At 68.5% G+C, this 17,918-nt stretch carries 25 protein-coding genes; 8 read left to right on the plus strand and 17 right to left on the minus strand.

From position 1 onward, the window contains the following. Positions 1–21 precede the first annotated feature (21 nt). Complete coding sequence (locus tag EZJ19_RS12820) at positions 22–831, minus strand: CbbQ/NirQ/NorQ/GpvN family protein (protein ID WP_131448202.1); 810 nt, start codon at positions 829–831, stop codon at positions 22–24. 188 nt (positions 832–1,019) lie between these two features. On the opposite strand from EZJ19_RS12820, the gene EZJ19_RS12825 reads away from it, so the two are divergent. From EZJ19_RS12825 to EZJ19_RS12835, 3 genes are read left to right on the plus strand one after another with little or no spacing between them, the layout of a single operon-like run. Further along, complete coding sequence (locus EZJ19_RS12825) at positions 1,020–2,186, plus strand: FIST signal transduction protein (protein ID WP_131448204.1); 1,167 nt, start codon at positions 1,020–1,022, stop codon at positions 2,184–2,186. Next, positions 2,162–4,204 (plus strand): HD domain-containing phosphohydrolase, encoded by a 2,043-nt coding sequence (locus EZJ19_RS12830; RefSeq protein WP_131448206.1) that lies wholly within the window; start codon positions 2,162–2,164, stop codon positions 4,202–4,204. The genes EZJ19_RS12825 and EZJ19_RS12830 overlap by 25 nt, the downstream gene beginning before the upstream one ends. Positions 4,205–4,238: 34 nt before the next feature. Then, positions 4,239–4,742, plus strand: a complete 504-nt coding sequence (locus tag EZJ19_RS12835) for an MEKHLA domain-containing protein (protein WP_240754762.1) — start codon at positions 4,239–4,241, stop codon at positions 4,740–4,742. On the opposite strand, the gene EZJ19_RS12840 is transcribed toward EZJ19_RS12835, so the two are convergent. Both EZJ19_RS12840 and EZJ19_RS12845 read right to left on the minus strand, forming a co-directional pair. Then, complete coding sequence (locus tag EZJ19_RS12840) at positions 4,708–5,445, minus strand: HPP family protein (protein ID WP_240754763.1); 738 nt, start codon at positions 5,443–5,445, stop codon at positions 4,708–4,710. The genes EZJ19_RS12835 and EZJ19_RS12840 overlap by 35 nt on opposite strands. Beyond that, positions 5,442–5,780, minus strand: coding sequence for a TusE/DsrC/DsvC family sulfur relay protein (locus EZJ19_RS12845; RefSeq protein WP_240754764.1), 339 nt, complete (start codon positions 5,778–5,780; stop codon positions 5,442–5,444). The genes EZJ19_RS12840 and EZJ19_RS12845 overlap by 4 nt, the downstream gene beginning before the upstream one ends. Positions 5,781–5,894: 114 nt before the next feature. On the opposite strand from EZJ19_RS12845, the gene EZJ19_RS12850 reads away from it, so the two are divergent. Next, entirely contained in the window at positions 5,895–6,743 is an 849-nt protein-coding gene (locus EZJ19_RS12850; RefSeq protein WP_131448208.1) for a LysR family transcriptional regulator, read from the plus strand. Between the two features lie 108 nt (positions 6,744–6,851). Then, the gene (locus EZJ19_RS12855) at positions 6,852–7,508 is read left to right on the plus strand and encodes an SOS response-associated peptidase (protein WP_131448210.1); all 657 of its coding nucleotides are present in this window, start codon (positions 6,852–6,854) and stop codon (positions 7,506–7,508) included. A 25-nt stretch (positions 7,509–7,533) separates the two neighbouring features. On the opposite strand, the gene EZJ19_RS12860 is transcribed toward EZJ19_RS12855, so the two are convergent. Both EZJ19_RS12860 and EZJ19_RS12865 read right to left on the minus strand, forming a co-directional pair. Beyond that, the gene (locus EZJ19_RS12860; RefSeq protein WP_206199423.1) at positions 7,534–8,295 is read right to left on the minus strand and encodes a cation efflux transmembrane domain-containing protein; all 762 of its coding nucleotides are present in this window, start codon (positions 8,293–8,295) and stop codon (positions 7,534–7,536) included. A gap of 265 nt (positions 8,296–8,560) precedes the next feature. Continuing rightward, complete coding sequence (locus EZJ19_RS12865; RefSeq protein ID WP_240754765.1) at positions 8,561–9,109, minus strand: TetR/AcrR family transcriptional regulator; 549 nt, start codon at positions 9,107–9,109, stop codon at positions 8,561–8,563. Between the two features lie 79 nt (positions 9,110–9,188). Here EZJ19_RS12865 and EZJ19_RS12870 point away from each other — a divergent pair, with 79 nt between their 5' ends. After that, positions 9,189–9,656, plus strand: coding sequence for a nuclear transport factor 2 family protein (locus EZJ19_RS12870; RefSeq protein WP_131448216.1), 468 nt, complete (start codon positions 9,189–9,191; stop codon positions 9,654–9,656). Positions 9,657–9,738: 82 nt separating this feature from the next. Here the strand turns inward: EZJ19_RS12870 and EZJ19_RS12875 are convergent, their stop codons facing one another. Continuing rightward, on the minus strand, positions 9,739–11,118 hold the full coding sequence (locus EZJ19_RS12875) for a ribulose-bisphosphate carboxylase (protein ID WP_131448218.1): 1,380 nt from the start codon (positions 11,116–11,118) through the stop codon (positions 9,739–9,741). A gap of 177 nt (positions 11,119–11,295) precedes the next feature. On the opposite strand from EZJ19_RS12875, the gene EZJ19_RS12880 reads away from it, so the two are divergent. Both EZJ19_RS12880 and EZJ19_RS12885 read left to right on the plus strand, forming a co-directional pair. After that, positions 11,296–12,204, plus strand: a complete 909-nt coding sequence (locus EZJ19_RS12880; RefSeq protein WP_131448220.1) for a LysR family transcriptional regulator — start codon at positions 11,296–11,298, stop codon at positions 12,202–12,204. A 35-nt stretch (positions 12,205–12,239) separates the two neighbouring features. Then, positions 12,240–12,644, plus strand: a complete 405-nt coding sequence (locus tag EZJ19_RS12885; RefSeq protein ID WP_131448222.1) for a hypothetical protein — start codon at positions 12,240–12,242, stop codon at positions 12,642–12,644. Here the strand turns inward: EZJ19_RS12885 and EZJ19_RS12890 are convergent, their stop codons facing one another. From EZJ19_RS12890 to EZJ19_RS12940, 11 genes are all read right to left on the minus strand, one after another. Beyond that, complete coding sequence (locus EZJ19_RS12890; protein ID WP_131448224.1) at positions 12,645–12,941, minus strand: hypothetical protein; 297 nt, start codon at positions 12,939–12,941, stop codon at positions 12,645–12,647. Positions 12,942–13,169: 228 nt separating this feature from the next. Next, the gene (locus tag EZJ19_RS12895) at positions 13,170–13,385 is read right to left on the minus strand and encodes a hypothetical protein (protein ID WP_131448226.1); all 216 of its coding nucleotides are present in this window, start codon (positions 13,383–13,385) and stop codon (positions 13,170–13,172) included. After that, a complete protein-coding gene (locus EZJ19_RS12900) occupies positions 13,382–14,026 on the minus strand; it encodes a ParA family protein (protein WP_131448228.1) in 645 nt (214 codons plus the stop codon). Before EZJ19_RS12900 ends, EZJ19_RS12895 begins: the two co-directional genes overlap by 4 nt. A gap of 13 nt (positions 14,027–14,039) precedes the next feature. After that, on the minus strand, positions 14,040–14,303 hold the full coding sequence (locus EZJ19_RS12905) for a 4a-hydroxytetrahydrobiopterin dehydratase (protein WP_165873571.1): 264 nt from the start codon (positions 14,301–14,303) through the stop codon (positions 14,040–14,042). Then, positions 14,296–14,745, minus strand: a complete 450-nt coding sequence (locus EZJ19_RS12910; RefSeq protein WP_131448232.1) for a ferritin-like domain-containing protein — start codon at positions 14,743–14,745, stop codon at positions 14,296–14,298. Before EZJ19_RS12910 ends, EZJ19_RS12905 begins: the two co-directional genes overlap by 8 nt. Positions 14,746–14,755: 10 nt before the next feature. After that, complete coding sequence (locus EZJ19_RS12915; protein WP_131448234.1) at positions 14,756–15,094, minus strand: alpha-carboxysome major shell protein CsoS1; 339 nt, start codon at positions 15,092–15,094, stop codon at positions 14,756–14,758. Between the two features lie 77 nt (positions 15,095–15,171). Next, positions 15,172–15,468: an alpha-carboxysome major shell protein CsoS1 gene (locus EZJ19_RS12920; RefSeq protein WP_131448236.1), complete on the minus strand. Its 297-nt coding sequence runs from the start codon at positions 15,466–15,468 to the stop codon at positions 15,172–15,174. A 27-nt stretch (positions 15,469–15,495) separates the two neighbouring features. Beyond that, entirely contained in the window at positions 15,496–15,792 is a 297-nt protein-coding gene (locus tag EZJ19_RS12925; RefSeq protein ID WP_126463435.1) for an alpha-carboxysome major shell protein CsoS1, read from the minus strand. A 57-nt stretch (positions 15,793–15,849) separates the two neighbouring features. After that, entirely contained in the window at positions 15,850–16,101 is a 252-nt protein-coding gene (locus EZJ19_RS12930) for a carboxysome peptide B (RefSeq protein WP_131448238.1), read from the minus strand. Continuing rightward, a complete protein-coding gene (locus EZJ19_RS12935) occupies positions 16,101–16,361 on the minus strand; it encodes an alpha-carboxysome shell vertex protein CsoS4 (RefSeq protein WP_131448240.1) in 261 nt (86 codons plus the stop codon). The genes EZJ19_RS12930 and EZJ19_RS12935 overlap by 1 nt, the downstream gene beginning before the upstream one ends. Beyond that, positions 16,358–17,917, minus strand: a complete 1,560-nt coding sequence (locus EZJ19_RS12940) for a carboxysome shell carbonic anhydrase (protein ID WP_131448242.1) — start codon at positions 17,915–17,917, stop codon at positions 16,358–16,360. Before EZJ19_RS12940 ends, EZJ19_RS12935 begins: the two co-directional genes overlap by 4 nt. Between the last annotated feature and the right edge of the window lies 1 nt (position 17,918).

The raw sequence follows: 17,918 nt of genomic DNA on the forward strand, positions 1-17,918 counted from the left end.
AGCGGGAACGACGCTGCGGTGTCACGCGAAGGTCGCGTCGATGGCGTGGTCCAGGGTCTCGCGGATGTCGGCGTCGTCGGTGATCGGGCGCACCAGGGCCATGCGGCAGGCGTCGTGCGGGTCGATGCCGTCCTTGATCAGGGTGGACGCGTACACCAGCAGGCGCGTCGAGATGCCTTCGTCGAGGCCGTGGCCCTTGAGGTTGCGGGCGGTCTGGCCGATCTTCACCAGCTTGCCGGCGGTGGCCTCGTCGAGGCCGGTCTCCTTGGCCAGGATGATGGTCTCCAGCTCGGCCTCGGGGTAATCGAAGTCGAAGGCGGTGAAGCGCTGCTTGGTGGACTGCTTGAGGTCCTTCATCAGCGACTGGTAGCCGGGGTTGTAGGAGATCACCAGCTGGAAATCGGGGTGCGCCTCGATCAGCTCGCCCTTCTTGTCCAGCGGCAGGGTGCGCCGGTGGTCGGTGAGCGGGTGGATGACCACCGTGGTGTCCTGGCGCGCCTCGACGATCTCGTCCAGGTAGCAGATGGCGCCGATGCGGGCCGCGGTGGTCAGCGGGCCGTCCAGCCAGCGGGTGCCGTTGGCCTCCAGCAGATAGCGGCCGACCAGGTCGGAGGCGGTCATGTCCTCGTTGCAGGCGACGGTGATGAGCGGCTTGCCCAGCTTCCAGGCCATGTATTCGACGAAACGCGACTTGCCGCAGCCGGTCGGTCCCTTGACCATGACCGGCAGACGGTTGCGGTAGGCCGCCTCGTAGAGCGCCACCTCGTTGCCCTGGGGCTGGTAGTAGGGTTCCCTGGCGACCCGGTATTGGTCCTTGTCGACACTGCTCATGCGCTGCTCCCAACATATCCACACTCGATGTGGCAGGTATTGTACGCAGGCCATTCATAAACGAAAGCAACGTTTTCTTATCCAGACGATAAGCCCGGGCTTATGTGCGACGTAGCGCCCGAGTAACGGTGGACTAGACTTGATTATCCGGACGCTTCCCAGCGTCCGGCCGCCTTCGAGACCTGGCCATGACCGCATCCGCGATGCTTTACCTCCCCGACATCCGAACCGCCGACGTCGAGCCCGTGCTGGCCCGCTGGCGTGCCGACCGCCCCGGCATGGGCGTCCTGGCCCTGGTGCCGGAAGCGGAACGGGCCGCCGTGCCGGTGCTGCAACGGGCTTGCACGGACGCCGGGGTGGCGCTGGCCGGGGGCGTGTTCCCGGCCCTGGTCGAGTCCGGCGAGTTCGTCACCCAGGGGACCTGGCTGCTGCGCCTGGACCACATGCCCTACGTCGCGCTGTACCCGGACCTGCCGCACGACGAACGCCTGCCCGGGGTCCTCGACGCCATGGTGGCGGACCTGCTGGGCAAGCTGGGCGACGGCCCCGACACCACGCTGTTCATGCTCTTCGACGGCATGGTGCCGAACATCGGCAGCATCCTGGACGAGCTCTACCTGCGCCTGTCCAACCGGGTCCACTACATGGGCGTCAACGCCGGCAGCGAGACCTTCCAGCCCATGCCCTGCCTGTTCGATCAGTCGCGCATCGCCCAGAACGGCCTTCTGGCCGTGCTCGTCGAGGCCCACCGCGGCGCCATCCTGGAACACGGCTACGAGGTGCCCGAGCAGACCATCACGGCGACCTCGACCGAGGGCAACCGCATCCTGCAGATCGACTGGCGGCCGGCCTTCGACGTCTATCGCGAGCTGGCCGCCGAGCAGTACGGCGTCGAGGTCACCCGCGACAACTTCTACCAGCTCGGCGTCCATTTCCCGTTCGGCATCGTGCGCGCCAACGGCATCACCGTGGTACGCATCCCGGTCGCCCTGGAAGAGGACGGTTCCCTGTTCTGCGTCGGCGAGGTGCCGGCCAACGCCATGCTCGCCCTGCTGCGCGCCCCGGCCGTGGACTCCCGCCATACCCTGAAGACGGTCACCCGCGGCCTGGCCGAACTGGACGGCAGCCTCGACGGCCGCGACCTGCTGTTGTTCTACTGCGCCGGCCGCCGCCTGCACCTGGGCCTGGACGCGGCGCGCGGCGAGCTGCGCGGACTGGCGGAACTGAGCCGGGCCGGTAGCCTGGCCGGCGCCCTCTCGCTGGGCGAGATCGGCAGCACCACGCAATGGGGCTATCCGCTGTTCCACAATGCGACCCTGGTGGCCAGCCTGTGGAACGCCAGCGCGCGGCCATGAACCGGGAACACATCCTATCCGTCCTCTATGACATCGGCCTGGTGATCGGCGGCGAGGTCAGCATCAAGCCGCTCCTGACCAAGACCCTGCAGCGCCTGCTCTACCACACCTCGTTCCCGACCGGCCTGGTATTCCTGGACGTGCCGCCCGGCGACGGCGACACGGTGGTGGCGACGCCCGCCGTGGCGATCGGCGATTTCGGCTTCAGCGCCCTGGTCGGCCAGGCCCTGAGCCTGCCGGCGCCCCTGCTGCGCGGCGGCCCGGAGGTCTGCGAGGCGCCCGAACTGCTCGCCGCCCTGCCCGGTGCGACGCGCCATTACAACGTCTTCCTGCGCCTGCCCATCGACCACTGCGGCGTCCTGCTCATGCTGGCGCCCCGGCAGCCGAGCACCCAGTTGCCCCTGACCGAGATATTCCGGCCGGTCATGGCCAACCTGGCCAAGGCCATCCTGCTCTGCCGGCACAACGACGCCTATACCGCCGGCCTGGTGGCGGAGCGGGACCTGGCCCAGCAGTCCCTGGCCGAGAGCGAGGTGCGCTTCCGCAGCATCACCACGGTGGCCCAGGACGCCATCGTCATGATCGACCGGGACGGCCGCATCGCCTACTGGAACCCGGCCGCCGAGCACATATTCGGCTACCGCGCCGACGAGGTGATGGGCCGCGACGCCCATGCCCTGATGACCCCGGAGCGCTACCGCGCCGCCTTCAAGGCCGGCTTCGAGCACTTCCTGGTCGACGGCACCGGCCCGGTGGTCGGCAAGACCGTCGAGGTGGAGGGCCTGCGCAAGGACGGCAGCGAATTCCCCATCGAACTGTCCATCTCCGCGCTGCAGTTGCAGGGCCACTGGAACGCGGTCGGCCTGATGCGCGACATCACCGACCGGCGCGCCGCCGAACTCGCGCTGCACCGGGCCAACCGGGCCCTGAAGACCCTGAGCGGCTGCAACGGCATCCTGGTGCGCGCGCTCGACGAGACCCGGCTGTTGCACGACATCTGCGGCCTCATCGTCGAGGCCGGCGGCTACCGGGGTGCCTGCGTCGGCTATGCCGACACCGGCAGCGGCCTGCGCCAGGTGGCGCGCGCCGGCATGGCGCACGCCGACACGGAGGCCTTCGAGCGCACGCGGGCGGACAACTGCGGGGTGGCCGACTCGGCCCTGCGCGCCCTGCACAGCGGCCAGCCGCAGCTCGCCCAGGGCGCCGACGGCTCCGGCCCCGATGGCGGCATCGCCGCCAGCATCGCCCTGCCGCTGCGCGACAACGGCGCCGCCTTCGGCGTCCTCAACGTCTATGCCGAGGTGCGCGACGCCTTCAGCACCGAGGAGATCGCCCTGCTCACCGAACTGGCCGACGACCTCGCCTTCGGCATCGTCACCCTGCGCACCCGCGCCGAGCGGGAGAGCCTCGAGGCCGCCCGGCGGGCCGGCAACGACCGCCTCAAGCGCGCCCTCCTGGGCACCATCCAGGCCCTGGCCATGACGGTGGAAAAGCGCGATCCGTACACCGCCGGACACCAGCAGAAGGTCGCCCGGCTGGCGGTGGCGATCGCCACCGAGCTGGGCTGGCCGCCCGACCAGATCGAGGGTGTCCGCCTGGGCGGCATGCTGCACGACATCGGCAAGATCTACGTGCCCTCCGAGATACTGAGCCGGCCCGGCAAGCTCTCGGAACTGGAGTTCGGCCTCATCCGCAGCCATCCCGAGGTCGGCTACGAGATCCTCCAGGGCGTCGAGCTGCCCTGGCCGGTCGCCGAGATCATCCTGCAGCACCACGAACGCCTGGACGGCAAGGGCTATCCGCACGGCCTGACCGGCGACCGGATCATCCCGGAGGCGCGCCTGCTCGCCATCGCCGACGTGGTCGAGGCCATGGCCAGCCATCGGCCCTACCGGGCCGCCCTGGGCGTCGACAGCGCCCTCGAGGAGATCGTCCGCTGCCGCGGCAGCCAGTTCGATGCCGACATGGTGGACGGCTGCGTGCGGGTGTTCCGGGAGCGCGGCTTCCGCTTCGAATAGCCGGCGCCGGCGCAATGCCGCTATGCTGGCGGCGATGCCCCGCCCCCTCACCGCCATGCTCTACGACCGCAGCGAACCCGCCCCCGGCAACGGCTACCAGGCCGGCCATGCCGAGTTGATCGCCCACAGCCACCTGCACCTGCTCGGCCGCCCGCTCCTGGCCGAGGGCGCCGATCTCGGCGAGCGCCTCTATCGCGCCCCGTTCGTCGTCCTGGCCCACGACGCCGGCGCTGACCCGGTCTTCTTCTACGCCAACCTGACCGCCCAGCGCCTGTTCGAGCTGGCCTGGGCCGACTTCGTGCGCCTGCCGTCGCGCCATTCCGCCGAACCGGTCGCGCGCGAGGAACGCCAGCGCCTGCTCGACCGGGTGGCCGGCCAGGGCTACATCGACGACTACGCGGGGGTGCGTGTCTCGGCCACCGGACGGCGCTTCCGGATCGCCGACGCGCGGGTCTGGAACCTGCTCGGCGCGGACGGCCGCGCGGTCGGCCAGGCCGCCGCGTTCAGCGACTGGCGCGCCCTGGCCGGAGCGGATTGACCGGCGCCGGGCGGGCCCCGGTGGCCAGGGCGTAGATGCGCAGCAGGTCCTCCTCGCTGACGTCCACGAAGGTATCCAGCTGGCTCAGGGCGTAGACGAAATCCTCGTGCCGGATGCCGCCGTCGCCCGTGGCCGCGGGGCCCGGCGCGCGGCTGCGCAGCTGGGCCGGGTAGCGGCGCCACGGGAACGGCGTGTTGAACAGGAAGGCGATCGCCAGGACGATCAGGGCGTTCGCCGCCACCGGCGTGAGGACGTACTGGAAGCCCAGGCCGGTCACCGCCGGGCCGCCGATCACCGCCACCAGGGCGGTCGCCCCGCCGGGCGGGTGGATACAGCGCAGGTAGTGCATGGCGCCGATGGCCAGGCCGACGGCGAGCGCCGCGGCCAGCATCGGCGGACCGATCAGTTTGGCGCAGACGACCCCGACCAGGGCCGAGACGACGTGCCCGCCGAGCACCGGCCACGGCTGCGACAGCGGCCCGTGCGGCACGGCGAACAGCAGCACGGCGCTGGCGCCCATCGAGGCGACCACCGGAACCAGGGCGTCGGCCTCGACGTACAGGTGGCCGGCGGCGAACAGCGCCAGCATCGAGAGTGCCCCGCCGAGCAGGGAGAGCAGGCGTTCGCCGTGGCCGACCGGGCTGAACTCGAGCCCGGCCAGGCGCCCGAGCGCCGCCCAGTCGATGCCCGCGCGCCGCTTCAACCCGTGCTCCAGGCGCGCGGCCGCATCATGCCGGCGATCTTGCAGGCCTGCTTGACGTAGCCGTATGGAAACACCCGGAACAGGCTGTCCTTGGCCGCCTGGCGGCCGAGGCCGTGCGCCTGCGCCAGGTGTTCGAGCACGTGGCGCACGTCGGGTGCGACGCGGTGCTCCTGCCAGTAGGCGCGCATGAAGTCGACGATCGACCAGGCGAGCGCATCCAGGACGAGCCCCTCCTCGGCGGCCAGCCCGCGTGCCAGGTCCCGGTCCCAGGCCTCCGGGTCGATCAGATAGCCTTCGCCGTCGCGTTCGGCGGCGAGTGTCAGCATGGTGTCCATGTCGGCTCCCAGTGATTCAGGTGACGATGGCGACACGGTATTGGCCGAGGTTATATTTATCAAACGATATTATTTGCACAATAATATCGATGGCATCGATATAAAATCCCTCCCATGGACATCGACCAGGCCCGTACCTTTCTCGCCATCGCCGCCACCGGCAGCTTCGTCGAAGCGGCGCAACGCCTGCACCTGACCCAGTCGACCATCAGTGCCCGCATCCAGCGTCTGGAGGAGGAGTTGGGTGCGCGGCTGTTCGTGCGCAACCGCGCCGGCGCGGTGATGACCACCGCCGGCCGGCGCTTCGACGAATACGCCAAGCGCCTGCTGGTGACCGCGGAACAGGCGCGCCACCACGTCGGCCTGCCCAGCCGCTACCGCGCCACCCTGCGGGTCGGCGGGCGCATCGCCTTGTGGGAGAGCTTCCTGCCCGCCTGGGTGGGCTGGATCCGCGCCCGCGACGCCGAGGTCGCCGTGCGCGCCGGCATCGGCTTCGAAGCCGACCTGATGCGCGACCTGATCGAAGGCACGCTCGACGTCGGCTTGATGTACACGCCCAGCCACAGCCCCGGCCTGGTGGTCGAGCAGATGTTCGACGAGACCCTGATGCTGGTGAGCAGCCGGCCGGGCGACGGCGGACCGGGCGACGACTACATCTACGTCCAGTGGGGCACCGCGTTCGAGATCCAGCACACCCAGAGCTACCCCGACCTGGAGCCGCCGCCCCAGGTGGTCAACATCGGCTGGCTGGCCATCCAGCTCATCCTGAGCAACGGCGGCAGCGCCTACATCCCCGCCCGCATGGCCAAGCCGATGCTGGCGGCGGGACGCCTGTACGCCGTCGCCGGGGCGCCCCGCTACGCCCTGCCGGCCTACGCGGTGTATCCCAAGGAGACCGACAACCCGGCCGTGGCCCAGGCGCTGGAAGGGCTGCGCGAGCTGAGCCGCGGCGTCGGCACCTGAGGGCCGGCTTTGGCGCAGAATGGGGTGGACGACTGAACGGGCAGGGGGACGACATGAGCGACTTGCAACCCGGCCGGGGGCCGGCCGGCGCGGAGGCCGGCTAGCACCATGTGCGGACGCTTCGCCCTCAAGGCCGACCCGGGCCTGCTCAAGGCCTATTTCGGACTCGACGAGACGGTCGAGTTCGGGCCGCGCTACAACATCCCACCCGGCACCGACATCCCGGTCATCCGCCATTCGCCCGCCGGCACGCGCGTCCTCCACCTGCTGCGCTGGGGCCTGGTGCCGCACTGGGCCGACGACCCCGGCATCGGCGCCCGGCTGAACAACGCGCGCGGCGAAAGCGTCGCCGAAAAGCCGGCCTTCCGGGATGCCTTCAGGCGCCGGCGCTGCCTGATCCCGGCCGACGGCTTCTACGAGTGGAAGACGGAGGGCAAGACCAAGCTGCCCTACTACTTCAGCCTCAAATCCGGCGAACCGCTGGCCATGGCCGGCCTATGGGAGAGCTGGAGGGGCCCGGACGGGGAGATCCTGCGCACCTGCTGCATCATCACGACCGGGCCCAACGCCGTCATGGCGCCCGTCCACGACCGCATGCCGGTCATCGTCGCGCGTCCGGACTGGCAGGCCTGGCTGGCGGCGCCGGCCGCGCAGGTCGCCGGCCTGGTCCGGCCGTTCGACCCGGAGCCGATGCAGGCCTGGCCGGTCGGCCGGCGGGTGAGCCGGAGCGTGGACGACGATCCCGGTCTGCTCGAGCCGGTCTAGGGCCGGGCAACGGGACGCCGGCCGGCTAGCGCAGGCGCAGGATCCGGACCGCGCCGGCGAGGACCATGGCCCCGATCGCGAAGCCGACGAGCCAGTCCGGCAGCGCGCTGCCGGTCCAGGCGACGAGCGCGCCGGCGAGGATGACGCCGAGGTTCGCCAGTACGTCGTTCGCCGAGAAGATGTAGCTGGCCCGCATGTGGACACCCCGGCCCCGGTGCGGCGCGATCAGGAACAGGCAGGCGACGTTCGCCGCCAGGGCGAGCAGGGAGACGCCGATCATCGCCAGTTCCTCGGGCGCCGCCCCGACGATGGCCCGGTGTCCGGTCTCGGCGAGGGCGCCGACGGCGAGCAGCAATTGCAGCAACCCGGCGCTCCGCGCCGCCGCCAGCTTGTGCCCGGCATCGCGGCCGACCGCGTAGAGGGCGACGCCGTAGACGGCCGCGTCGGCGAACATGTCGGCGGCATCGGCGATCAGCCCGGCCGATCCCGCCAACCAGCCGGACACCGCCTCGACGCCGAACATCAGCGCGTTGATGGCCAGCAGCAGCCACAGTACCCGGGCCTCCGCCGAATCGCCGGCCGCCGGGCTCGGCTCGTCCGCCGCCTGCGGCTGCGACTCCTGCAGTTCGGCGCCGAACCCCAGGGGGACCAGTCGCTCGAGCACGCGCCCAACCTCGCCGGCGTGGCCGACCACGAGCGTCCGGCCCGGGATGTCGAACTCCAGGTATCGGATCGGCAGCCCGGACAGGGTCAAGCGGATCATCTGCTCCTCGGACGGGCAATCCATGCCCGGAATCCGGAAACGGGACCGGAACCACGGTCCTGCGGCCGGCTCGGCTCTGCCGGCCGGCACCGCCAATTGCACCGAGGCGCAACCGCTAGCGCACGAACAGCCCTTTTCTGTGCTCATCTCCACCCGCGTACCGAGGCAACCGATCAGCGGCCATTCTCGCACCGTCGGCCCGCGCCGGTACCGGCTGGCCGGAATTTGGCGGGCCGCGTCAGCCCGGCAGGGAGCGGACCACCGAGGCGAGGAGGCGCGCGCCGGCGGATCATGGCGTCAGGGCCGCGACGATCGTCGCCAGGGCCTGCAGGGCCGGCTCCGGCGTGGCGTCGTACTGGGCGCGGACGATGGCACCGTCGACCGCCACGGCCAACGTCCCGGCCAGGTTGGCCCGCTCGCTCGTCGCCGGCAGCAGATCCGCGATGACCGCCGTCATGTCCTCCTTGTGGCGCCGCGCGATCGCCACCACCTCGGGCTGGTCGCGGGCCAGTTCGCCGACCGCGTTGATGAACGCGCAGCCGCGGAAGTCCGCGCTCCGGAACCACTCGGCCAGGGCCGGCACCAGCGCATGGGCATGGCCGCCATGACGCCCGAGCGCGTCCCGGAACCAGGCGAGCCAGCGCTGATGCCGGTAGTCCAGGAAGGCGCGGATCAGGTCGCCCTTGCTCGGGAAGTGGCGGTAGAAGGTCACCTTGGTCACCCCGGACTCGGCGATGACGCGGTCGATGCCGGTGGCCCGGATGCCCTGCCGGTAGAAGAGGTCGTGTGCGGTGAGGAGGATGCGCTCCCTGGCCGGCGGCTTGGCGGTCGAGTCCATGGGCTCCATTGTAGACAGACCTGTCTACATCGGATAGCCTTTCATGTAGACAACTCTGTCTACATAAAAGGAGAACAGCATGGAAACCAAGCCGCCCGTCCCACCCTTCGATCTGGAATCGGCCACCCTCAAGGTCCGGCTCGCCGAGGACGCCTGGAACTCGCGCGACCCCGGACGGGTGGCGGGCGTGTACACGCAGGACACGGTCTGGCGCAACCGGGTCGAGTTCCCGGTCGGGCGCGCGCAGGTGCGCGAGTTCCTTGAGCGGAAATGGGCCCGGGAACAGGATTACCGTCTGATCAAGGAACTGTGGGGCTTCCGCAACCACCGCATGGCGGTCCGGTTCGCCTATGAATGGCACGACGACACCGGCCAGTGGTATCGCTCGTATGGCAACGAGCTCTGGGAATTCAACGCCGACGGCCTGATGCAGCGCCGCCTGGCCAGCATCAACGACCTGGCCATCGAGGCGACGGAGCGGAAGTTCCATTGGCCGCTCGGCCGCCGTCCGGACGACCACCCCGGCCTGAGCGAACTCGGCCTCTGAAGCGCGGGCCGCCGGGCGGACGGCGGCAAAGAAAAAGCCCCGCCGAAGCGGGGCTTTTCCGGATCGCGGCGGAACGTGCGGATTACTTGTGCACGCCCAGCTTCTCGCGCCAGCCGGGGAACAGCTTGTCGGCGTCGCCCGGGAAGGACTCGAAGGCACGGGCGAATTCCTTGTGCTCCTTGGCGTACTCGATCGGGTCGGCACCGGCCTTCCAGCACTCGTAGGATTGGCGCAGGGAGATGGCACCGGCCGCCGGGCTGTCGATGTGGCCGTAGGCGCCGCCGCCGGCGGTGTTGATCACGTTGCCGTGGCCCAGGTTCTCGAAGAAGCCGGGCAGACGCAGGGCGTTCATGCCGCCGGAGATGATCGGGGTGGTGGGCTTCATGCCGTACCACTTCTGGAAGTAGACCGGGCCCTGGCACTCGTCGCGCTCGATCATGTAGGCGATGATCTTGTCGTCGCCTTCGCCTTCCATCTTGCCGTAGCCCATGGTGCCGACGTGGATGCCGGAGGCACCCTGCAGGCGGCTCATCTTGGCCAGCACGAAGGCGGTGTAGCCGCGCTTGGAGCTGGGCGAGGTGACGGCGCCGTGGCCGGCACGGTGGTAGTGCAGGTACTGGCCGGGGTACTGACGGCGGGCGGTGGTGACCATGCCCGGGCCGCCGACGTAGCCGTCGACCAGGAAGGCCAGCTTGTCGGCGTCGGGACCGAAGACTTCCAGGGCGTAGTCGGCGCGGGCGCACATTTCGAAGTGGTCGTCGGCGGTGATGTTCATGGAGAACAGCTTGGCCTGGCCGGTTTCGTCCTGGGCGCGCTTCAGGCTGTCATAGACCAGCGGCAGGACCTTCTTGAGCGGGCAGAAGACCTGGTTGCCTTGCGGCTCGTCGTTCTTGATGAAGTCGCCACCGAGCCAGAACTGGTAGGCGGCCTTGGCGAACGGCTCGGGACGCAGGCCCAGCTTCGGCTTGATGATGGTGCCGGCGATGTAGCCGCCGTTCTCGACCGGACGGCCGAGGATGCGCCACAGGTTGGAGATGTCGGTGGCCGGGCCGTCGAACATCTGGATGGCGCGCTCGGGCACGTAGAAGTCGACCATCTTGGCGTGCTCGATGTCGCCCATGCCCTGGTTGTTGCCGATGGCCAGGGTCAGGAAGGAGACCATCATGAAGCGGCCGTCGGTGACGTTGCGGTCGAACAGCTCGATCGGGTAGGCGATCCGCATGTCCTCGGTGGCTTCGTCGATGTAGTAGACCAGGGCGTCGACGCCCTTGGTGAATTCGTCGGTGGTGGAGACTTCGACGTTGGTGCCGGTGGACGACTCGGCGGCGAAGTGGGCGGCGGCTTCCAGGTAACCATGGCCGGCCTTGGGCTTCATCTTGTAGGCGACCAGGATGTGCTTGCCACCGGCAATCAGTTCATCTTCCTTGAGGGAGAGATCGGCGTAACGTGCGGATTGATCCATGCTGTGCTCCTTGGTGGGTACGTTATAAAAATCCGGGGAACCGTCGCTGCTCGATTTCCCTACTTGAAACAGGGCTGCACTATAACCGCGCCCGTTCATAAGCAAAATTCATATTTTTTTATGAATTGGATAAGCCATAACTTATGATTAAGAACACCAACGATACACCTATCCGCGATGCTGCACCTCACCCTCCGTCAACTCCAAGTCTTTGAATCGGCAGCCCGCCACCTGTCCTTTTCGCGCGCCGCGAAGGAACTGCACCTGTCCCAGCCCGGCGTCTCGATGCAGATCAAGCAACTCGAGGAAGCGCTCGGCCGGCCGCTGTTCGAGCAGCTCGGCAAACGCCTGTTCCTCACCGAGGTCGGCCGCGAAGTCCTCCGGGCCAGCCAGTCCGTGGCCCAGCAGCTGGTCGACCTCGAGGACACCCTGAACGACCTGCGCGGACTCAAGCAAGGCGCCCTGACGGTCGGCGTGGTGAGCACGGTCAGCCATTTCGCCATCCGCCTGATCAGCCAGTTCCGCCACGAGCACCCGGAGGTCCGCATCACCCTGAACGTGGTCAACCGCGAACAGCTGCTCGATCAGTTGGCCAACAACCAGGTCGACCTCGCCCTGATGGGCCAGCCGCCGGCCGACCAGGACCTCGAGTCGACGCCGTTCATGGAGAACCCGCTGGTGGTGATCGCGCCGCTCGGCCATCCGCTCGCCCAGCAGAAGGACATCCCCCTGGCGCGCATCACGGAGGAGGATTTCGTCGCCCGGGAAACGGGCTCGGGTACCCGCAGCGCGACCGAGGCGTTCTTCCAGTCGCACGGCCTGACCCTGCGCGCGGCCATGGAGATGAACAAGAACGAGGCCATCAAGCAGGCCGTCGAGGCCGGCCTGGGCCTGGGCGTGGTGTCGCGCCACACCGTCATCCTGGAACTGGCGGCCCGCCGCCTGGTCACCCTGGACGTCGAGGGTTTTCCGATCCGCCGGCAATGGCACCTGGTGCACCGGCGCAACAAGCACTTCTCGCTCGCCGCCAGCGCCTTCGCGAAGTTCGTCCTCACGCGCGCCAACCGCGCGGCCGGCTTCGTCTGAGATAATCGCGGCGTATCCCCCCGGAGTGCCGCACCATGGAGATCACCGTATACCGCGACCGCCCGGTCGCCAGCGAACCCCGGCAACTGCCGGCGGCACTCTACAACCTGGCCCATTCGCTGCTGGCGCGCAGCCCAGGCACCCTGTTCGTCCCCATCCGGGCGGCCCAGTACCTGGCCATCGTCGATGCCGAGGAGATCATCTTCCTCGACCACCAGCACAAGAGCTGGGTCGAGGTGGCCTGGCGGAACTTCCGGCCCCAGGCGCGTGCCGCGCTCGACGACCCGGTTCCCTACGAGGCGGTCTACTACCAGGCCGACGGCACCGAGCTGATGCGCCGCCTGCAGCCCGAATTCGCCAAGGCGCTGAGTGCCCTGTCCGGCAAGGAACGCCTGGACGGCCAGGCCCGGGTACTCAAGTTCGAACGTCCGGCCGGCTGATCAGGTCTCGTCGTCGAGTTCCGGGTTCCAGCCCTTGCCGCGGGCATCGGACACGGCGCGGTCGTACAGTTCGGAGTGGCGCCGGCGCAGATCGTCCGGCAACCGGCTGGGCAGGTTGCCGTATTTGTCCCATTCCTTTTCGACCCGCTCCGTCAATGCCTGCATGCGGCCGAGTTCCCAGCCGGAACAGTCCTCGGTCTCCGGGATGAGGCCGAACAGCCAGCCGTCCAGCACGATGCGGCCGAGTTGAGTGATGCCATGCTTGTCGTTGAAGAAACCCACGTATTTTTGTTCCACGCTGCGCCACCTTTGTTCGTATTGGAGGACGACTCTACATGTCCCGGAAGGACAAGGCCAGCATTGCCAGCGGCAGCCTTCGGGGTGAGCAAAACCGACGGCGACCCGATCGGCCCTGCGAAAAAAGATGCCCCGACGGGCGGGGCATTGGAAGGAGGTTTTCACCTCGGCTGTCACCTTCGCATTCTTCGCTTCCGTCGCGCCGGCCGGCCGGCGGCGCCCCTCGGCTCAATCGGGCCAGATTCGGGCCGGGAATAGCGGCGGCTCCGGCGCATTGAGATCGGCCGACGACGCCGGTTTCGCGGGCCGGGCCGGTTTCCGGGCCGGGGGCCTCGCGGCGGCGCGCTTGGCGGTCGCGCCCCCCTTGCCGGCCGGCGTGTTCGGAGAGGCTTTCTCGGTGGCCGGCGTCACGCTCGCGGCCAGCTTTTCGTCAAGTTTGCTCATGTTCGAAATAGCTCTTCAATGACCTGATCCATTTCCCGCGCCGCCTCGCGGCCGCGGGCACCCAGTTGATACACGCTCACACCCTCTACCGCGGCCGTGCGGAAGGCGGCGCGACGGCGGACCATGCTGGCCAGGGTCGGCACCTCAAGCCGTGCCAGGGCCAGGCTCATCGCTCTCGACAAGGCGCTGGACGGCTCCACCTGATTGAGCAGCAGCCTGGCCTGCAGTCCGGGATTGCGCTCCCGTGCCCGCTGCACCGCGGCGACGGTGCTGGCGCCGGCCCACAGATCCAGCGGCGACGGCAGTACCGGTATCAGCACGACGTCGACCTGATTCAGGATCTCGCCGGTGACGACCATGTCCAGCGAGGGCGGGCAGTCCACGACGACGTTCCGATAACGCCGGGCCATGTCGGCCAGCGTCCTGTGCGGGTCGTCGCCGATGGCCGATACCTCGGGCAACGCGCTTTCCCCGGCCAGATCCGCCGACCAGTCCAGCCAGTGCCGGACCGCACCCTGCGGGTCGGCATCCACCAGGCCGACCGACCCCCTGCGCAGCAAGCCGGCCGCCAGGTTGAAGGCCAGGGTCGACTTGCCGCAACCGCCTTTCAGGCTGGCCAGGGCGATCAACCGGGCGGCCATGGGCTCGGCCGGCTCAGTGGGTCAGCCGGGCGGCGAGGGTGTCGACCTCCGCCGTGAATTCGTACTCGATGGCGCCCAGGGCTTGGCTCTGCGCGGCGACGCTGACGTTGACGTGGGTCTTGCCGAAGTTCAGGTCCGGGTAGTAGCCGGCCCGTTCCGACAGTGCCGCGAGGTCGTCCAGGAACTGGCGGGTCTCGGCGTACGACGCGAAGTCGTAGCGGCGGGTCATCAGTGCGGGACGTTGTTGCACGTTCCAATCGGTGGTTCGATCAGCCATGGCGATTCTCCTTTTGGGCGAGCTCGGCCAGCATGCGGTCGAGTTCCTGAAGATGGGCCTGTTCGTCGGCCAGCAGCTCGGCGAACAGTCTGCTCGATGCGTCGTCCCGGCAGCGCTGGGCATGACGCAGGGCGTCGTCGTAAAGGCGGACGGCTTCGGCCTCCAGATGCCAGTCGAAGCCGAGCATCTCGGTCATGTCGCGACCGGGGTGCGCCGGTTCCAGACGGGTGGCGTTGGGCGCCAGGCCGAGCGTGAGCATGTGGCGGATGATCTTGCCGGCGTGTTCCAACTCCTCACCCGCCTCGCGACGGAAGTAGGCGCACTCCTCGCCCCTGCCCCAGCAGTCACACAGGTTGGCCTGGGTGAGGTACTGCTGGACCACGGTCATCTCGTGGCTCAGGGCCTGGGATAGGAAGCCCGCAGTGCGGGGATTGGTCCACATGCTCGCGCTCTCAGCTGCGCTCGGTGATGATCTCGCCGTCGCGGCCGCCGCCGGCCGAGGTCGGCTTGCCGGGCAGGACGTTTTCCACTTCGCTGTGGACGCGGGCGATGATGTGGGCGGCGACCAGGCCGTCTCCGACCCGTTCGCAGGCGTCGGCACCGGCACGTACAGCGGCGTTGACGGCACCCGTCTCGCCGCGCACCAGCACGGTGACGTAACCGCCGCCGACGAACTCGCGGCCGACCAGGCGCACCTCGGCGGCCTTGGTCATCGCGTCCGCCGCCTCGATGGCGGGCACCAGACCACGGGTTTCGATCATGCCCAGGGCGATCCCTGTGATTGCAGCCATTTCAATTCTCCTTCGATATCTTCGATTGCACGGAGAGGTCGGGTGATCGGCCGCGCCGGCCTACACCCCCTCACGTATCAGGCACCCGGGGCCTTGGGCAGGATGCCTTCGACTTCGCTGTGGACACGGGCGATGATGTGGGCGGCCACCAGGCCGTCACCGACCCTTTCGCACGCATCGGCGCCGGCACGGACCGCCGCGTTGACGGCACCCGTCTCGCCACGGACCAGCACGGTCACATAGCCACCGCCGACGAATTGGCGGCCGATCAGGCGCACTTCGGCGGCCTTGGTCATCGCGTCCGCCGCCTCGATGGCGGGCACCAGACCACGGGTTTCGATCATGCCCAGGGCAATACCAGTCACTTCAGCCATTTCAGTTCTCCTAAGTTCGGTGGTTGCTCAGGCTTCGCCGGCCTTGGGCAGGATGCCTTCCACTTCGCTGTGGACGCGGGCGATGATGTGGGCGGCGACCAGGCCGTCACCGACCCGCTCGCAGGCGTCGGCACCGGCGCGGACGGCGGCGTTGACGGCACCCGTCTCGCCACGCACCAGCACGGTGACGTAGCCGCCGCCGACGAATTGGCGGCCGATCAGGCGCACCTCGGCGGCCTTGGTCATCGCGTCCGCCGCCTCGATGGCGGGCACCAGGCCGCGGGTTTCGATCATGCCCAATGCAATTCCAGTCACTTCAGCCATTTCAAATCTCCTTAAGGTCAGGTAAAAAATCAGTACTGCTAACGTGTTCCTCGGGACTCAGCCTTCGGGATTCCAGTTGTCGATAATTCCGGCGATCGTCATGTCGGTGAGGACCTTGTAATCGCCGGCCGCATACCGGGCGGCCGAGCCGCCGATGGTGAATACCCACTTCCCCGGTGGCACGCCCACGGGATCGCAGGCGACGCTCCGGTTGCCCTTGCTGTCGGTCAGGACACGCAGGGACATCTTCTTCAGGCCCTCGATTCGCCGGGTGACCACCAGGTCGGATTCGACGCGCATGATTTCCATCAGGCTTTCTCCTCAACTTGCCAGTGGTCGATGATCCCGACGATGGTCAGGTCGGACGGAAAGTCCTTGCTGCCGGCCGCCTCGCGGGCCGCCGACGAGCCGACGCAGAGCACCCAGTCGCCGGGGATGCAGCCGATGGCATCGATCGCCACCTGGCGTCCCCCGCCCACTTTTTCGCGCACCACCAGCAGCGGGCGGTGGCCCAGCTCGGCGACGCGGTTGGTGGAGACCAGGGTTTTCTCGACTTGCATGATCTTCATGATTCGAGTTCCTCCATGGCGCTGCCCGTAGGCAAGTCCTGGACTGAGAGATGGCAGATCAGCAGGCCTTGAGCGGCCAAATCGGGATAGCGGGCCAGGATCGCGTCGCGCACACGGTAGGTCTTGTCCACGACCCGTTCGCGGGCACCCGGCACGCGGGCGTCGTAACGGTAGTGGATGGCGATCGGAACCGGCAGGCCGTGCTTGACGTTCAGGCCCTTGAAGATCTTGATGCCGACGTCCATATCCGGCGCACCCTCTTCCAGTGTGCTCAAGTGGGCGTAGTAGGCGATGTTGCGCATCTGGACTTCCTCGAAGCCGTCGCCGACGCTGATGAACCGTTCGGCATGGCCGACATCGGGATAGCGGTCGCCGTACACGTCGGCCACGTACTCGATCTGCGAGAAGTTGTTGATCAGCAGGTTGGCGATCAGCCGGCGCATGCCGTCGTGCGGCTCGCCCTGGCCCGCGCCCCAGCCGGTGGTGGCACTGGCCTTGCGGATCGTCTCGTAGACCGCCGCGCGCGCGCCGTCGGTCGAAAGACCGGCCGTATCGGCATAGAGCTTGGCGTTGTCGATATAGCGGTGCGCGGACAGGTCGCCCTTGGCGTCCGGCACGTGGATCTTGATCGTATCGTTGTCGGTGTCGACCCCGATCATCAGGATGTCGGTGCTGGCGCCGCAGCAGAACGAGTTCTGGATCGCCTGGCGGAACTGGTTGAGCCGTTCCAGGGCGGCCTCGACCGCCTTGTGCTCGTTGCTGCCGTGCGCGGCGCAGCCCTGGTGACAGGGATCGGACGAGCTGCCGTGGTAGACCGCGATCTTCAGGTAGCGCGTCCCGGCGTCGGCCGTGGTCGGCACGCCCTCGCGGAACCGGCGCAGTTCGGTGGACACCCAGTCGCGCACGTCGCTCTCGACGTCGAACAGCGTGCCGCGATACGCCTTGTTGCGGGTGAGTGAGGTCAGCGGCAGGCGCAGGATGTAGCGCGAAAGGCCCTTCAGCCGTCCGTCAGCGCAGGCGCTGACGTTGACCGCGTGGTAGCCGCAATCCAGGAAGAAGTTGCGGGTGTCCTGGACCACTTCGCGCTGCTCCTTGATGTCGCGGGCGAACTGGTCGACCGAAGCCGTCAGGGCCTTGAACGCGCAGTGGGCATAGAGCGCCTTCATGTCCATGCCGGCCACCCAGGAATCGGTAAGCGTTTCTTCGGGCAGCGTGTAGCCGAGCTCATCCCGGGCAATGGCCTGGGCCCGCGCCGGGAAGTCCTCCAGATGCTGCAGGGAAGACAGCTTGCGCAAGGTGGGCACGATCGCCTCGAAGCGGCCCTTCACCGCATCCTCGCAATGCGCCAGGCGGGCATTGGTGTTGCGGTCGGCCAGCGGGTGCCGGCGCGGCTGGTCGGAGGCACGCGGCTTGAGCGCGGCGTCGTTGGTTTCGACCGGACGCGTCTGCATCGTCGCCGCCGGCGTGCCCAGGCCGTAGGGCGCGGCGCCTTGGGCGTGTGCCCGGCTGCGCTGGGCAGAGCGGAGGCGGAGGGCGTGGGCGTTGCGGGTGTTCATC

The sequence above is a fragment of the Parasulfuritortus cantonensis genome (genome assembly GCF_004337445.1).
GTDB classification, from domain to species: domain Bacteria; phylum Pseudomonadota; class Gammaproteobacteria; order Burkholderiales; family Thiobacillaceae; genus Parasulfuritortus; species Parasulfuritortus cantonensis.

Excerpts from the sequence above, each read along its gene's own strand:
- EZJ19_RS12900 (WP_131448228.1), bottom strand. The coding sequence starts at position 14,026 with ATGGCCGCCCGGTTGATCGCCCTGGCCAGCCTGAAAGGCGGTTGCGGC.
- EZJ19_RS12885 (WP_131448222.1), top strand. The coding sequence starts at position 12,240 with ATGGAGATCACCGTATACCGCGACCGCCCGGTCGCCAGCGAACCCCGG.
- EZJ19_RS12920 (WP_131448236.1), bottom strand. The coding sequence starts at position 15,468 with ATGGCTGAAGTGACTGGTATTGCCCTGGGCATGATCGAAACCCGTGGT.
- EZJ19_RS12855 (WP_131448210.1), top strand. The coding sequence starts at position 6,852 with ATGTGCGGACGCTTCGCCCTCAAGGCCGACCCGGGCCTGCTCAAGGCC.
- EZJ19_RS12910 (WP_131448232.1), bottom strand. The coding sequence starts at position 14,745 with ATGTGGACCAATCCCCGCACTGCGGGCTTCCTATCCCAGGCCCTGAGC.
- EZJ19_RS12835 (WP_240754762.1), top strand. The coding sequence starts at position 4,239 with ATGCCCCGCCCCCTCACCGCCATGCTCTACGACCGCAGCGAACCCGCC.
- EZJ19_RS12870 (WP_131448216.1), top strand. The coding sequence starts at position 9,189 with ATGGAAACCAAGCCGCCCGTCCCACCCTTCGATCTGGAATCGGCCACC.
- EZJ19_RS12820 (WP_131448202.1), bottom strand. The coding sequence starts at position 831 with ATGAGCAGTGTCGACAAGGACCAATACCGGGTCGCCAGGGAACCCTAC.
- EZJ19_RS12930 (WP_131448238.1), bottom strand. The coding sequence starts at position 16,101 with ATGGAAATCATGCGCGTCGAATCCGACCTGGTGGTCACCCGGCGAATC.
- EZJ19_RS12875 (WP_131448218.1), bottom strand. The coding sequence starts at position 11,118 with ATGGATCAATCCGCACGTTACGCCGATCTCTCCCTCAAGGAAGATGAA.
- EZJ19_RS12825 (WP_131448204.1), top strand. The coding sequence starts at position 1,020 with ATGACCGCATCCGCGATGCTTTACCTCCCCGACATCCGAACCGCCGAC.
- EZJ19_RS12850 (WP_131448208.1), top strand. The coding sequence starts at position 5,895 with ATGGACATCGACCAGGCCCGTACCTTTCTCGCCATCGCCGCCACCGGC.
- EZJ19_RS12860 (WP_206199423.1), bottom strand. The coding sequence starts at position 8,295 with ATGGATTGCCCGTCCGAGGAGCAGATGATCCGCTTGACCCTGTCCGGG.
- EZJ19_RS12905 (WP_165873571.1), bottom strand. The coding sequence starts at position 14,303 with ATGGCTGATCGAACCACCGATTGGAACGTGCAACAACGTCCCGCACTG.
- EZJ19_RS12940 (WP_131448242.1), bottom strand. The coding sequence starts at position 17,917 with ATGAACACCCGCAACGCCCACGCCCTCCGCCTCCGCTCTGCCCAGCGC.
- EZJ19_RS12880 (WP_131448220.1), top strand. The coding sequence starts at position 11,296 with ATGCTGCACCTCACCCTCCGTCAACTCCAAGTCTTTGAATCGGCAGCC.
- EZJ19_RS12925 (WP_126463435.1), bottom strand. The coding sequence starts at position 15,792 with ATGGCTGAAGTGACTGGAATTGCATTGGGCATGATCGAAACCCGCGGC.
- EZJ19_RS12915 (WP_131448234.1), bottom strand. The coding sequence starts at position 15,094 with ATGGCTGCAATCACAGGGATCGCCCTGGGCATGATCGAAACCCGTGGT.
- EZJ19_RS12935 (WP_131448240.1), bottom strand. The coding sequence starts at position 16,361 with ATGAAGATCATGCAAGTCGAGAAAACCCTGGTCTCCACCAACCGCGTC.
- EZJ19_RS12845 (WP_240754764.1), bottom strand. The coding sequence starts at position 5,780 with ATGGACACCATGCTGACACTCGCCGCCGAACGCGACGGCGAAGGCTAT.
- EZJ19_RS12895 (WP_131448226.1), bottom strand. The coding sequence starts at position 13,385 with ATGAGCAAACTTGACGAAAAGCTGGCCGCGAGCGTGACGCCGGCCACC.
- EZJ19_RS12865 (WP_240754765.1), bottom strand. The coding sequence starts at position 9,109 with ATGGACTCGACCGCCAAGCCGCCGGCCAGGGAGCGCATCCTCCTCACC.